The organism is Candidatus Nitrosocosmicus oleophilus (assembly GCF_000802205.1).
Lineage (GTDB): Archaea > Thermoproteota > Nitrososphaeria > Nitrososphaerales > Nitrososphaeraceae > Nitrosocosmicus > Nitrosocosmicus oleophilus.
In genome coordinates this window covers 3,118,823-3,134,510 of sequence record NZ_CP012850.1, presented here as the reverse complement: position 1 = coordinate 3,134,510, position 15,688 = coordinate 3,118,823, and the positions used below count along the sequence as shown (strand labels likewise).

Genomic DNA, 15,688 nt, shown 5'->3' with positions numbered 1-15,688 from the left:
ATTATATACTAAGATGGTGTCTTATGAATATTGTTCCTGAGATAGTCAAAGCTATTATCATCGGTGATGATACAAACTAGAATAATAGGATTAAATTCAATCCTTTTATTGTCATAACTGCTACTACCAATGACTTCTAAATATGACGGCTATTCTTAATTATGTCTTTAGATTAAAAGAATGTATCAGAATGATTTTGTCAACCTCTGATTCTTTCTAAATTATTTCTAGGATCTAGTCTATTGGTATTTTATCGATTAATAATGTCGTGATTCTAAAATTAATGTTCAGTAAATCTTTTCTATCCGTAACAAGGATTTCAATTATGATTCGCTGTCATTCCAATAAAATGTTCCTTTGTTTAGTATTTAGTCACTTTTACTCGTCAGTAATTGAAAAGAGTTGCATTATTTTGGTCACTAATTATGTTTTACGTCGCTTGGAATCCACAGCAATGGCTTTTTTCACTAAGCCGCCTATTATGATTATTCGACACTGCTACTGTACTTTTCACTTTGCATTTAGTTCAAATTAGAATTACATTAATTCCAATTCAATATCCTTTATTACCTCAAACAATGTGCAGTTTATCATAGGGCTTAAGTAGTACCTCCTAGATGTTTCGTACGTTTAACGCTAGTCCAGCAAAAATTCTTCTTGATTACTAATACGTCAACGATGCTTTTGATACGTATGGCCGCTAGAAGCTGCCGATATCCAAAAATCATTAGAGGGGCATATATTGCTATTTTCCAATCAACTTTATCTAGAACAAGTGATATCAATGCTATTAATACTGGTATAGCAAAAAATCCGCTGACAAGAAGCGGAATTATATTCCACGAAAGCGAAGTAAAGCTCAAGATTATTACAAGAGCGATCAATAGTATGTCAAATAAGGGTGCTGCCACGAATAGTAACAATAGAATGGGATAGGAAAAACTAGAAAGTAATCCATATCTTGAGTAACTTAGTATATTTTTATGTTTGACAAATGTCTGCAATGTTCCCCGATCCCATCTTATTCTTTGTTTGTATAGATTTTTTAGATCAGAAGGGGTCTGTGTATAAACAATAGAATCAGAACTTAGGAGAATTGTTTTGCGCGATTTAAGGATTTTAATTGTAGCATCAAAGTCTTCTGCCAAAGTATCAGAAGTATATTTACCCCTTTCTATCAATTTATCATTTTTAAATGCACCTAGCACACCTGGTATAACCATTACTGTTCCAAGAATGCTTTGTAGTCGCTTAAATAAATTTCCTACAGAGTATTCAAGTTGTTGACAGTTTGTAATGATATTTACCCGATTCAACACTCGAGGGTTGCCAGCAATTGCAGAGACATCCGGATTTTGAAGAAGATTTACCATCTCATCAAATGCGTTCCTATTTACTATTGAGTCACTATCAATGGTAACTATGATCTCTCCTTTAGCATATTCTAATCCGAAATCTAACGCTGAGGCCTTACCTCCATTAGGTTTTTTCAATACTAAACATCGTTCTGAAGGATAGTTTTGCAATGCTTTTTGTGCTTCAACGTGGGTATTATCGTTAGATCCATCATCTACAATTATTATCTGTTTATTAGGATAAGTCGTTTGTTTTACCGATTCAATAGTCCACTTTATATTTAATTCTTCATTATATGCAGGAACAATTATAGTTATCAATGGTGGAAGGGAGTAAGACTTTTGGTCGGATTTATAGAACAACTCATTTTTAAGTATAAATGGTATTGAGAACAAGGTGGGTATTGCTCCAAATAGAATACCTTCAGCAAAAAGTATGCAAAGAATCTCTTGATTAATTGTTTGATGCAAATAACAACCTGCAATAATGATTGTTCCGATTACTGGAAAAAAAATTAAACAGAACAATACAAGATAACCAGAATTTTTTTTCCCCATAATTACAGAGAATTTGTTTTCATTCTTATGGATAAAATGAACATACATCATATAACATCCTCCCACCATTAACCCAATGAGTAATGGGAGGTATAATTTTAAAAGAAACGCGAGACCAAAAATAATTAGCAATATACCTGCATAAGCTGTGATCAAGGCGAATATGGAATAGTGACTACGATTCATGTAAGTTTACCATAAATACGTTACTAATCATCTTAATTAGTTCAAATACAGCTTCTTCTTTATCTTTAGCCATTAGAACGGTTATCCCGTGATTAAAGCACAATGTTCTAAGTTCTTCATTTAAACTGGGTATAGAAATCAAGATTTTTTGTATAGCTTTGATATCAGAGCATTTTGTTACAAAATTTAAAACATTGAATTTAGTCATGTCAGAGTTATTTTCGAAATTGATGATATCAATAACAATATTGTGTGAACTATTATTAGATACGACAATTGAGAAGGTATGATCAAGTTTAGAAATACCTTTTATACTGTGTTTCAGTGTGGATTTTATATTGGCTTTTTTTAAGGCATAGTCTACATAAAGCAATAAATCATGGGATTGAATAAATTCAGTCACTTTATCAAGATCAACAACATAGCCAAACAATTCTAGAAGTTGTATGTTATTTTTACTGGTTGTATTCATACATCTACGACATCTATTAATCCACCTTCCTTCTGAAACAAAGGATTTGCATCGAAGGCATTTATACAGTGTTTCTATTACAGAATAATCAACTCCCACAGCATTTAGTTTGAGATTACATTTTGGGCATATTAAGTCACCATTAAATCTTAAATATTTATCCTTAAAATTCGTAGTCCCGCATATGTCATGTTTTATGCCTGTATGTTTAATTATTTGAGTTGACGAACATAATGAGCAAGAGAGATGTGGGATAAATTCATTACATTGACAGATCTCACATTGAAGAGTAGACACTTTAATTTCTCTATAACAGATCCCAAGTCTATAGAGTTCTTCAAGTATATTTATTTGCGATTCTAAATTCTCAACGCTGATATCATTGTAAAGATAACCCACTAATGGACGAAAGGTGGGGACAATACTGGTTATTTGATTTTCTTTCAGTTCAATAAGAATATCTAAAAATGTTTTTCTATGATTTGTAATCCTGTTCATGTCAAAAGACCTAAAAAATATGCCTAACGTGATGACTCTGTATTTTGAAGAACCTTATAATACAATTTAATGCAATTTTAATTTTTATATAACTACTTGATAGTTCTAATATATATACAACAGTTAAATTCAATTTTGATAGAAGGATAATATTATATCTAGAATAAAAAGATTTAATGGTTATAATCATATTACAACTATTGGTATACAATTACAACTGTTGGTATACAATTGACTATTTAAAGATATCTAAATTGCCAAACAATGGAGAAACCGATTATATAGTTGCAGATTAATCACGCCAGGACTTAAAACATGATAAAATTATCGTCAAAATATACAATAACGTCATATGATTCGATGCTTCGGGTACCAAGACTAGGAGTCTAATACATGGCAATAATCTTGAAGATTACCTGGAATAATTATTTTAATGAATTACAGTCAGCTAGTGAAAAAAGCGACATCCAAAAAATTCACGATGATAAAATAATATTATCATTATGTTGAACTATCGAATCATGAAATATGACTATCAATTTACTGTATAGCATAGATTAGTAGTATAAGTTTGAGTAAATGATGGAATGGATATGATCTCTAGTAATGCATTTGCGATTTTCTTATGACAAAAGCGTGCGCAAATAATTAATAAATGGTTTTTACCTGCTTATATTTATATAAATCAGACTCAAAACAAACTCATGAAAGGATTGATTATTTATGTTAAGGAGAATAATTTTAATGCAGTTAAACAAGTCCTATTCGACAACCAAGTAGATGCTATTACATACTTTGATGTTATGGGACAGGGCCACCTTGAAAGGGAAGCTAAAGAAAGGATTGTACAGGGCTATAAAACTGGAGAAAAATATACACCTGAATTTGTCCGTCGTACACGAGTCGAAACTATCGTAATAGATGATTCAAAAGCTAGCGCAATTGTAGAAGCACTAAAGGCACATGCAGATATACATGGTAGAGTCTTTGTTTATGATGTACCTGATTCACAGACCTTGTAGTTCAAAATCCTAATGCTACCGAATTATTTTTGATTTTATCCTAATAAATAAAGGTTCAATGCATTTGAATTCTTGAGTTAGTCGATGTCGACAAATTGAATTTTTACATGATTTTGATTATTTGCTTTTTTACACGGATTCGACCTTCATTATTTAAGATCTAGTCACATGAACTCGGAAGGGATATCATTACACCATCATATAAACAGTTGAATACAACGCCCCATGGCATATTCGATTAATATCGGCTCAGTGGTTTGCAAAAGTCTAAAAGCCTCACGAGATCAAATCAAATATATAACTTTTTATAATTTACTATTGATTCTTTAAAAATATGGGTGATAACAAATCTGACAAGAAATATTCACGCGAAATCGTTTTAGCAAAATGGGAGGATAGATTTGTAGCTTGGCTCATTGACTTTGTCATAATATCAATAATAATAGGAATCCTGTTTTTCATCTTTTCAGCTGACTACTCTTTTCCATTTTGGGGAATTTCTATCGACGGTGACGATGGAGTGGGTATCAGACAACCATATGAGTACATTATAGCTAGCTCCATTTTTTTTCTTTATTGGGTAATTCTAGAATTTTTAACTGGAGAGACTATTGGAAAAAGGGTTGTTCACATTAAGACTACAAATTTGTACGGCGGCAGACCAAGTATCATAAATATAGCCATCGAGGTCTTCGGAAAATCTTTCCTATTGCCAGTTGATATCATATTGGGACTTATTTTTTCTAGTAAGAGGAGACAAAGAATTTTCAGTAAAGTAGGTGGGACTATTGTGATGAAGCTTAGGAGAACAGATGAAGATGAGGATGACAGTATAAAATATATCAAAGACTATTAAAAATTTATCCTCATGCTAAGATTAAGGAAAGATAAATTCCCGTTATTGAGAATCAATCTTTTGATTTATTAACAAGGTCTACGGTAATGATGGCATTATTTTCCAAAATTATATTCTTGTAATTATCTAATTTACTCTGGGAGCCGTTTTCTGTAATCATTGAAACATTTGCTGTCATATTATTTTTTGAAAAATTTTCAATGAAAGAAGAGTTATCAAAGATATCCCATACTTTCAAAAACTGATCAAGGGAGAATGCGGTTTTAATTGGTGATTCGACATGAATTATGCCTGAATCATCGTGAGTATGCAACCAGAATATGCAATCGTTTGGGATGATGCCTATTCCAGCAGGAATATTCTGAGTTTCATTTTGAATTTTTATAACTAATTTCGTATGGTTGTGATAAACTAAATGTTCAACCTTATCACATGTGATTCCAGAGATATTGGTAGGGATTGTTCTAAAAGTGTCATTATTATTTGATTGGTCGTCCTGACCAAAAACTGCGTTATTCTGATTCGTAATCATGAAAATTATTAATAAAAAGAGCAGGGCTGAGGGAATGATCTTCCAGTTAGTTTTGTTCAATAAATTAAAATTGACCTTCTAATATTTAAATTGCCAAATCCTTTATTGATTTACCAATTAAAACCAGAATTATGTCATTTATACACCTGTGCGCTATCTCTATTCACTTAACTAAAAGGGATTAAATAAGAGTGAGATTCCAAATATTACAATCTGAACAAAAATTATCCAATCTGGCCTTTTTGGAGTGGAATAGGCTTTGCACTATTTGGGATATTGCTAGTGGCACTGAGGGCAAATGTGAGAGTCTCGTTTGTTTTCTTTGCCGTATCACTGTTCCTATTTATAATTTGGGTTTACTTGATATTAAAAACTGATAGGAAAAAGAAATTGGGCGAAATTGAACTTCAAAAATGTTTGTGTCCTATTTGTAAACATGAAGTTACAAATGTCTGTGTTAAACAAAAATGCCCTTGTTGCATAGATATGAAAGATAATTCTGTTATCGGGCATTCTGTTGAATAGTACCGAAAATTAGGTAATGTTATGCAGTGAATTCCTTGGTTATCTTTATCTGATCAATAATTTTATTGATTTGTTTCATAATGGACAAAGCCTTTTCCTTATTTCCATTCCGGCCAGGAATTAAGATGGTCCTGGATTAGCTTCTTTATATTTTCAACATAATTCACCCGCGAGAAGACAGGTTTGAAACCTTCTCGCCGGGCATGAAATACCTACTAACTATATTTGAATCAATTCAAATATTAGTTATATATTATATAACTATTCAAATATTTAAAGTTAATTTAAATATTTGAAAAATATTGGTAAGGATTTATGATTTAGAGTATTTAAATAAGTAAACCATTTTCTCCTTGTTTGAGAAAGGTAGAAAGGTAGAATTAGATGATCGTAAAATTGAATTTAGGAAAATTTTGTTTGGCTTTCTCTTGTTGCAAAATGTTAAATTCCTTAAAGATGAGGTAACTACTATTAACTCAATTGAAGGATCTAACAGAAAAAATTGAAAAAATTACAAATTTAAAATTCTATACAGTAATATTGCATTCTTTATTTGTTTTTATTCTGCAATTGTTATCATGTCTCCAGCTTCCATTATAAAAAATTTGTAAATGCATCGAACTATCTGAAGTCTTTTGAATTCTGGTGGCGCCATTCTCTGGATTACCTTCCCTATTTCTGTCGTTATATGGTTCTAAGAATTTTCTCATATCTAAAATGAAATTCTGTTTAATAATAAGTATTTGATTTGTTTGTTTTTTGAGGGAAGTAAAAAATATGGGGACTAATCTGTATCCAAAAAAATTGGAGATTATTTTCTATAATAAGCTTTCACATTGGGTCTAAACATATAATAAATTATGACTCCGCTTATGAATATGCCCACTATGTGGCTGACTAGTCCATATAAAACTGATGAAGTAATGGATCCAGCTATAATAGCTGAAATAATCTGAATAATAAGCCCAATTATGGTTACTATTATTGTAATAACCCAAGCCCAGGCTTTAGCCTTCAGCAGACCGTATGAGACTACTAAATATGCAATTCCAAGAATCAACAGTACCGCACCTATAGCTAATGGAATTGTCCCCAGGGATGCAAGTTGTGTCAGGTCACCTGAAGTGTCATTACTTTGAATAATATTTTCTGATGTCATAGACAAGACCGCACCTAGTCCCATTAGAGATATTCCGCCGGTGATAAGGAAAATTCCACCTATTATTATCAAAATCGCTATGACGGTAATGCCGTCAGGTCTTTCTTTATTTGTAGTCAAATTTAACAATTTTATTCTCTATGTTATATATAAATAGAACGTAGATTCTTTGGAATTAACAAAATATCAAAATCTCATTTCTTACATTGCGTTCTAAATAGTCACATAATCACTTTTTGATTTCTATACATGCTTTCATTTAGGTTCTAACCCGGGTATATATCTCCATGTTATTCTCTAGTTTTTGATTGTAAAGGTAGTACAACCCAAGCCAATTCAAAATTCTGGAACAGATGAGATTCATCTTGTTTGGGCATTTATGTCTAGAATACATAAAAAGCGCAAAAATTAGAAAGTCCACAAGGTTTCGTTTTTACTCCATTAGAAAGAATTAGAGATCCTTACTCAAACGATAAAAAATACAACTCTGGTACTATTTTCTCGAAGATTGTCAATATTCAAATATTCATTCATATATTAAGGGGGTATTCACCGTATTTTACTTTAGAGATAACTTTATGGAGAAGGTATGAACAGGTAGCGAAATATTCAATAAACTTGATTTGTTTTCCATTACCGATTTATTTGAATTCCGACTTGATATTACAGAATTGCGGTCATATTGCCAAGTTACCGTTTAATATAATAGATCTCTTGCGTAATTAACAGGGATTAATCATATCTTCTAACCATTATCATCCATTGATATCTAACCGGTATTCATTATCTGGTAGTTTACCAATCATGAAACTATATCTGAAACTCCATCATACTTTCTTAACTTATTCCTAAACACATCATTCATTATTCTGTACCTTTTTATTCTGCAGATGGCATGACATGTTCTACTTCTATTCTTTTTGCAGAATGGTTCTTGTTGTACTCTTTTTCTGTTCTGCAGTTAGCTGGCAACCTTACTCCTCCTTGATAGGTAATGATGATTATTGTTGAGGAAAGTATTTTTCCACTCCTAGAAAGCCAAGGTCAAACATAAAACCTGTCAAGATATAGGTATGTGTGAGGTATATGGACGATAATATGCCAAGACCATGATAATAGATAACCCTGTCTTTAACATCCAGTTTGAAACGTCGTCTACCAGCCAGCCCCAACAGCTCTTTCTCCCTATTTCTCTTATTGTGAGAAGCGTTTTATCTCGTGTTTTGGATATTGATTCCATTATTTTATAAATGTCATCCAACTGCTTGACTGAGGTACGGGTGAATGACTTGAAAAGTGTTGGTTTCCTGGATAACCTATCGTAGGATAACAAATGGTATACATCTTTACATAAGATGTACAGAAATAAAGCTGTTTTGGACTAATTACACAATAGATTTAATTATTTATCAATTGAACATTTCACACTTCAAGTTCAATAGATTATTATTTGATTAGAATAGAATAATGATAATCCTGAAACTCATGAATTTTCGCTGGCATAATCCAAAATGATATTGAGTTGTACCAAAGTATCAAAATAGATATAGCAATCCTTTGGGACGACAGGCAGATTGAATATTGAAATTTTGCTCGATCTTTAATGAGGATTCAGGTTACTGCAGTGGAATTTATCTATATTGAAAAATCATGAGTACAATATTTAGTACAAAAAAGGACGTTCAAAAACACTACTTTGTTGTTTCTACTTGAGTAATAAAGCATGAAATACAGTTTATGAAACAAATGATTATGGTTTTACGGTTTATCTTAGTTGTGTAAATTCAATTCTTAGTCCCATAACTCTAGTGACCACTATATACATATAACTCCAATTCATCATGCATATTTCATAGGAGTTAGCGGTGACAAATCTAAAGAATCTATATCTATATCAATTAGGGTTAGATAAACCGTATCTTACGCGGATTACGTCCATTTGTATCGCTTTGTTGGCTTTCTTCTATGTATTTTTCGTGTCATCTTTTTTTAATCTCAATGTATACGTCTTGGAAAACCGTGTAATGTATGATGTTACTATCGTAAATTCATTTTACATAATAGATAAGAATTTTGATACGCTTGTCTTGGGAATTTTGATTTCTGTTCTTACCTTACTGGTATTTAAGAAAAGACTAAATATAGCTATCTCGATTTGCATTGTCTCTTTATTTTTGTATTCATACTTGGTTAATGATGAAGTAATACCAAACTTGATTATCATCCCTTCATTTCCAATCTTTTTTTTCTTATATTTTCTCAATTCTTTTTACAATGTCAAGATCCTAAGTAAATTTAATTCAATTACTTTATCATGTACTTACTTTTCAATAATATTAATAATTTTATGTGCTTATAGCTTGGGTTTATCATTTCTCAAGATAATTGGCTATTTGGAATTAAAAGAACAAATACAAGATTACGCGTACAATTTTTTTGTTATAATTTCGCGCTTCTCTCCTTTCATTGTTATCTTAATTTCAATAGCTATATTCATTAACATAGTAGTAAATTACTTGAAAAAGAAACCTCGGATCACAAAAATCATTTCAACAAAGATTGGTAACTTTGCTACTTATCAGCCCGACTCCGGATCCATACTCGATCCAAGATTGATTTTGATTCTAATATTATCCTTCAGTGTACTGCTCCCAATTATTCCCCAGCTGCCTACTATCAATCCTGATAATAGGTATGTTGGGGTTGATACCTTCTGGTATGTGAACTGGACGGGATCCTTTGAAAATAATGATCCATTAGAACTTTTGAATAATGCATTTAATCAGCAAAGTCATGGTGATAGACCACTTTCATTGTTTATCATATTTATTTTTTCAAAAATTCTTCCATTTAGTACTGTAGACGCAATTGATAACATGCCTATTATACTATCTCCAATACTAACATTAGTCATATATTTTCTAACCAGGGAAATCACAAATAATATAAAGATTAGCCTGTTGGTTACTTTTTTCTCCACATTATCTTATCAGGTGCTTATTGGTATATACGCTGGATTCTATGCAAACTGGTTGGGGCTAATATTTGGAAATATATCTCTGATTTATCTACTACGATATCTCAAATCCTACAAAAGGGTTCATTTTGCCTTGTTCGTAATTCTTATTACTACCCTTGTATTTGTGCACGTCTATACGTGGAGTATATACATCATTACCATTCTCATATTCTCTCTTATTTCTTTGAAGCTAAAGATTGTTCCTAAACGACCGATTCTCTTGATTTTACTTACTATAGGACTAACAATTTCGATAGATGTTGTTAAAGATGTTATGATTGGTTCTTCTGGTGGAGTACAAGAGGATATAAAATTAACTAATGAATTTATCGGAGTAAATAACCTTTTTATACTACTAAAAAATATTTATGAAAGTGTTCTAATTTCACATGGAGGAATTTTTGGAAATGGACTTGTCCTTTTAGTCGTATTACTATTTTCAATTTTTTACTTGAATCTTCGGAAATTACCTGATCTTTTAATGTTATCTTTCTTCTCTCTTTTGATTGTTCCAATTTTTCTGGGATATTGGAATATACAGGTCAGGGTTCTTTATGATATACCTTTCCAAATTCCCTTTGCAATCGCATTATATTACCTGGTGAGCGCTACAAGAAATACCTATTTGTTATGGGCGTTCATTATGCTCCAAACCTCGATAGGTATCAGAACCTTGGTTAATTTTTATTTGATAGAATCCTAGAAAGACAATTTGATAATCCCCATACTATTTTTTTATTGCAAAGAAATGAATAACAATAGGTTAAATCTTCCTCTATGAACGAACAGGACTATAATTGATTCATATTGCTACATTGCTTTTATTTTAAAAATAATCCAATCTAAGTAGGATTGAAGTTTGGCATATTATTGATTTGGATTTCTGAGTGCGAAATTCATGATGATGAGAATTTTAAATTGGATCTTTGGGAAAAATTTGAAAAACTAGATTAGCGTTAACAGGTAGTTCGAAGCTGATATTATAGTAACAATAGCTTTAGTTAAATTTCAACTCCACAATTATCTAGTCAAATAACGATCAAATGATTTTTATTGGACCAAATAACAATGTCATTAACTTTGGAATTTATATGTACAAGAAGGATTCGCTAAGCCAAGGTACCTCCAAACATTATGTTCAAAAATATTTATTTCTTGTATTATTAGTTCCAATTGTTATTATCTCTTTTAGATTATTTGTTCAACCAGGTGTAATAATAAATGGTGATTTTCCTTCTTTCGAAGTTTCTGATCATTCCTTTGAGAGGCTTTGGCTATGGATAGATAAAGGTAGCTATTCTGGTTTTGAGAATTTGGCAAGATTTCCAATGATAGGAATCTGGGCTCTTCTCTCTTTATTTTCTGTTAGTTTTGAAGCATCTACCAAAATAATGATTATACTGGGTTTTTCGTTATGTTCATTTTCATTTTATTTTTCATTTTTTTATTTGCTAAAAAATAAGATTCAAGGAATTACTGAATTAAAGTTAAGTATAGCGCTGATCATTGGTAGCATTTTTTATGCGTATAATGTCTGGTCATTTAATCGAATAGATCATTACTACTTATGGATTGGATATTCTATTTTGCCTATCTTTTTTGTATCTCTTGTTTTTTCATTTCAGCGGTTCAAGTTTAAATACATAATAATAGCTGCCTTAACTTCTATCATCGCTTCATCTACTCCACACATGGTGATATTTTATGGAATAATTTTGACAATTACTTTTCTTTCATTTTTTGTTTACTATCTTAGCAAAAGGAAATTCAAGCCCCTTTTATACAGTACAGCTACACTGGTATCTTTATTTTCTCTTTTTGTTGTAGTAAATCTGTACTGGATTCTACCGTATGTTCTGAGTTCGGTCACCTCCTCCTCTGAATTAATTGCACCCACATATGTTTTGAATTTAGAGATAACTGATGTACTTAGCAGGGATAACGATTTTTTTAACACCTTAACACTCACTGCTGACTGGATAAATTTTGGAGTCAATTATGAACCATCGCCTCCTACATCTATCCTGCATTCTTTGTGGTTATTTACTATCTACCTGTTTCCAGTATTAGCTATACTATCTTTCATTCTTTGGGTTAAAAAAATAAAATATTCTCTTATTTTGTTTGTTTTTTTTGTAATTGGATTTGTGCTGGCTATGGGAACAAACATTCGGATTGATTATTTTAGTATTTTATTTACTACGCCTATACTTGGAAAGATTGCCTGGGTGTTTAGAGACCCAGATAAGTGGTCATTTTTGATAGCATTTAGTTATTCTTTTTTCATAACTTTATTTTCAGTTTTCATTTTCAAACTGTTTTCAAATCGATCTAAAAACATCATTGTCTCATCCATCTATATTGTTATTATTATTGGTAGTATTGCTATTTTTGCATATCCGGTTTATAACTATACGATGGATGAAAGGTATAATTCCATAAAATTGCCAGAGGATTTTGATAATTTAAACAACTACTTATCTACCCTTGATACTCAAAAGGTCTTTTTTATGCCTTACTCTGATAACCCGCCATACTGGAGTCTTAATCACAGTGTTACTGGAATTTATAACCTAGAATCTGATCTTCCAAGCAATCAGATCTTTTATCCTGTACAACAGAATTACTATAATTATTTTACCCAATTGATTCAAAATAATCAAACAAAAGAAGGTATCAGCAATTACATTTATCCTTTCGGTACATCGTATTTGATATATCACAATGATACAATATCAGAAGATGATTTGTCTTTCTCGAACAAGGTTTATACTTTGAGTGATTTACAGCATGATAAGAACATTGGATTTTTTGACGTCTTCAAATTACCAAAAAATCAGTCATCATCCATTGATATAATGAATACCAACAACAACATTGGAGTAGTTCAAGGCTTAGACAAATTATCCCTTCTTAATAAGATCAAGTCCTTTAGTTCCACAAATTCTTCGGTATTATTTTTGGATCAAAATCCATCACAAAATATCAGTTCTCTAAATTATTTTAACAACATAATCATGGAACCATCTTTCTTAGGACTTGTATTTCCATTTATGCCTAATGACTACTTTGTTTCACCTTTTGAATATACTTTTCATAACGATCCTTTATCCTTTTGGTCCAGAGTCAATGCCATTGATTCATTACATGGGGAATTCCATCCTTATTTACAACCAGTAGGAATAGATAATTGGGATTTAGATTATGGGAAGGGTATAGTTATAACACAAGCTTCAGGTGTCAAACTTGACATACCTATTAAAATTGACAAGGATGATCAATACGACTTGTTCATACGCTATCTTGAGAATTTCAGAGGAGGAAACATCAAGATTTTCCTAGACGATGATTTAATAAATGAAATCAATACTCAAGGCACAGACAACAACGACAAGTTTGTATGGAAAAAAATATGGTCAGGCAATTTGACTAAAGGTACGCACAAATTAACCATCGAAAATGTAAATGGTTTTAATGCTATAAACACATTTGCAGTAGTTCCTCATAGCCAATTTGAACAATCAATGTCTGCTGTTATGGATAAAACTAGTGAGATGAATATTATATATTTGATGGATCAAGCCGACTTTGACAGTTTTGGTAACAGCACTAATTCTATACTAGTTCCGCTATTTGATACTACAATTTCAAATAATACCATGACTATGACTCCAAACAAAATCAATAATACAACAGCTGGTACTGTCATGTTTAATGGCACACTAAATACGCCTGATAATGTTGATTCACTTAGATTAAATTTTGAAAACAAGTACAAACCATTTTCTCCTGAGAATAGCGGTAATGATACCCAAACTACTAATCCTATCAGATCTATTGACCTAATACCTACAAGTCAAAAAACTGTTTATTCTGAAGATTATGAGAATGCTACCAATCCATTTGAATTATTTGGCGAAGAGTTGTCTTCGGCATTGTCAAATCCTGATAATCCTATTTCAAATATAATCTTAGATAGAAATAACTCTATTTCGGGAAATAGCAGTTTAAGAGTCGACATGAAGATGCATGCTACAAATGAATCAACAGATTGGAGTTATATCATTACAGATTATATACCAATCGGTGATGACACTAATCTAAAATTCAAGTCCAAAGTTAAAGCATTTGATACACAAGACTTTCATCCTGTGATATACTTCTATGATTCCAATTATGATTTGTTGGGTGAGGCAGTTAATTTTGAGACTATTAATGGTTCCTTTGAAAAGGAATACGCTATTGACATTGTACCTCCACGTAATACAGAATTTATCCAGGTTGCTTTTCTGTTCTTACCTAATGCAAATTCAAAAAGTACCTTCTATTTAGATGACACTGAGGTGACAGAGATAATTCCACGTATTCATTTGAATAATCTTGGATATACTGATGAATATTATGCTGATATGCATCGTGAAAGTCTAATCCAGAATAACACAGATGGTAATGCATCGTCTTCAACTTCCTTGGTCCAAACAAGATCTATTCCTGTTGTTAATAACGCTTCCTATGGTTATAACATAAAGGTAAACGATGAAAATATTGATTCGATAAAATCCTATGCACTATTTAGCGAATCAAATCAATCTAATATGACTTCATCTACCACCAATACTACCACTACTGCTATCAATGCCACAGCTGATACAGGTACAGAAACTATGAATACAATCATGGACAACAGTAGTATGGGGTACACATTACAGAAGGATATCGATATAATAAAAAGTGGTAGTTATTCCTTTGATTTCCAGTTTTATGATAATGGTACAGGAGACTTGAAAGATGAACCAGTTAAGTTGGTAATAGATGGTGTGGAAAGAGATTATCAGAGTCTTTCTAATAATGAATCCAACCACAATTCATCCTCAAACTCATCCTTAACTTCAGACAATACGTTTTCAATTGGTTCTACTGTCTACCTGCCAAAAGGAACACATCAAATAAAGTTAACCATGCCTGATCCAAAAACTAAGTTAGATATTGCACTGATTTATACAATTAACAGTAATGAAAATGCAGATACAAATGATGCTTATTCCTCATCTACCTCTAGTCTACCTTTTAGTGATCAAAGCATACCAGCATATCTGAGCAATTATTCCAAAATTAATCCTACAAAACATATCATAAAAATAGACAATGCAACAAAACCATTTGTCTTGTCATTTTCAGAAACCTATGATCCATTGTGGAAAGCTAGCATTGTTGATACTAATGATACTAATGATACTAATGATACTAATGATACTAGTGGTGATAGTAATCAACAATCTCACACAGCCGTAGATAATGTTCCTATTTTCTCAATAGTTAATGGATTCTTGATTAATAAAACTGGTAGTTTTGATATTGTTTTAGAATATGAACCCCAGGCTTGGTTTTATACCGGGTTAACTATAAGCATTATTGTTTTGTTGATTTTAGCTGCTACTACAACAATATTATACTATCACAGAAAAAATAAATCCTAGTAAAAATCAAAACAACGACAATAATATGC

At 31.6% G+C, this 15,688-nt stretch carries 9 protein-coding genes; 4 read left to right on the top strand and 5 right to left on the bottom strand.

Going from position 1 to position 15,688, the window contains the following annotated elements; all coding sequences use genetic code 11:
- Positions 1–599 precede the first annotated feature (599 nt).
- Together NMY3_RS15085 and NMY3_RS15080 are read right to left on the bottom strand one after the other, a co-directional pair.
- A complete protein-coding gene (locus NMY3_RS15085) occupies positions 600–1,913 on the bottom strand; it encodes a glycosyltransferase family 2 protein (protein ID WP_231100121.1) in 1,314 nt (437 codons plus the stop codon).
- A gap of 175 nt (positions 1,914–2,088) precedes the next feature.
- Positions 2,089–3,069 carry a hypothetical protein gene (locus tag NMY3_RS15080; RefSeq protein WP_196816631.1) on the bottom strand — a complete coding sequence of 327 codons (981 nt, stop codon included), beginning with the start codon at positions 3,067–3,069 and terminating at the stop codon, positions 2,089–2,091.
- Positions 3,070–3,773: 704 nt separating this feature from the next.
- Here NMY3_RS15080 and NMY3_RS15075 point away from each other — a divergent pair.
- Entirely contained in the window at positions 3,774–4,091 is a 318-nt protein-coding gene (locus NMY3_RS15075) for a P-II family nitrogen regulator (RefSeq protein WP_196816630.1), read from the top strand.
- 334 nt (positions 4,092–4,425) lie between these two features.
- Entirely contained in the window at positions 4,426–4,947 is a 522-nt protein-coding gene (locus NMY3_RS15070) for an RDD family protein (RefSeq protein ID WP_196816629.1), read from the top strand.
- A 52-nt stretch (positions 4,948–4,999) separates the two neighbouring features.
- On the opposite strand, the gene NMY3_RS15065 is transcribed toward NMY3_RS15070, so the two are convergent.
- The 3 genes from NMY3_RS15065 to NMY3_RS15055 all read right to left on the bottom strand — a co-directional run bounded on the left by NMY3_RS15065 (position 5,000) and on the right by NMY3_RS15055 (position 7,283).
- Positions 5,000–5,539: a hypothetical protein gene (locus NMY3_RS15065; RefSeq protein ID WP_196816628.1), complete on the bottom strand. Its 540-nt coding sequence runs from the start codon at positions 5,537–5,539 to the stop codon at positions 5,000–5,002.
- A gap of 992 nt (positions 5,540–6,531) precedes the next feature.
- Entirely contained in the window at positions 6,532–6,714 is a 183-nt protein-coding gene (locus tag NMY3_RS15060) for a hypothetical protein (protein WP_196816627.1), read from the bottom strand.
- A gap of 101 nt (positions 6,715–6,815) precedes the next feature.
- The gene (locus NMY3_RS15055) at positions 6,816–7,283 is read right to left on the bottom strand and encodes a hypothetical protein (protein WP_196816626.1); all 468 of its coding nucleotides are present in this window, start codon (positions 7,281–7,283) and stop codon (positions 6,816–6,818) included.
- A 1,889-nt stretch (positions 7,284–9,172) separates the two neighbouring features.
- Here NMY3_RS15055 and NMY3_RS15050 point away from each other — a divergent pair.
- Both NMY3_RS15050 and NMY3_RS15045 read left to right on the top strand, forming a co-directional pair.
- Positions 9,173–10,885, top strand: a complete 1,713-nt coding sequence (locus NMY3_RS15050; protein WP_196816625.1) for a hypothetical protein — start codon at positions 9,173–9,175, stop codon at positions 10,883–10,885.
- A gap of 388 nt (positions 10,886–11,273) precedes the next feature.
- Entirely contained in the window at positions 11,274–15,659 is a 4,386-nt protein-coding gene (locus NMY3_RS15045; protein WP_196816624.1) for a hypothetical protein, read from the top strand.
- Positions 15,660–15,688: the final 29 nt, after the last annotated feature.

Coding starts and splice junctions, on each gene's coding strand:
- NMY3_RS15075 (WP_196816630.1), top strand. CDS start 3,774: ATGAAAGGATTGATTATTTATGTTAAGGAGAATAATTTTAATGCAGTT.
- NMY3_RS15070 (WP_196816629.1), top strand. CDS start 4,426: ATGGGTGATAACAAATCTGACAAGAAATATTCACGCGAAATCGTTTTA.
- NMY3_RS15080 (WP_196816631.1), bottom strand. CDS start 3,069: ATGAACAGGATTACAAATCATAGAAAAACATTTTTAGATATTCTTATT.
- NMY3_RS15045 (WP_196816624.1), top strand. CDS start 11,274: ATGTACAAGAAGGATTCGCTAAGCCAAGGTACCTCCAAACATTATGTT.
- NMY3_RS15060 (WP_196816627.1), bottom strand. CDS start 6,714: ATGAGAAAATTCTTAGAACCATATAACGACAGAAATAGGGAAGGTAAT.
- NMY3_RS15085 (WP_231100121.1), bottom strand. CDS start 1,913: ATGGGGAAAAAAAATTCTGGTTATCTTGTATTGTTCTGTTTAATTTTT.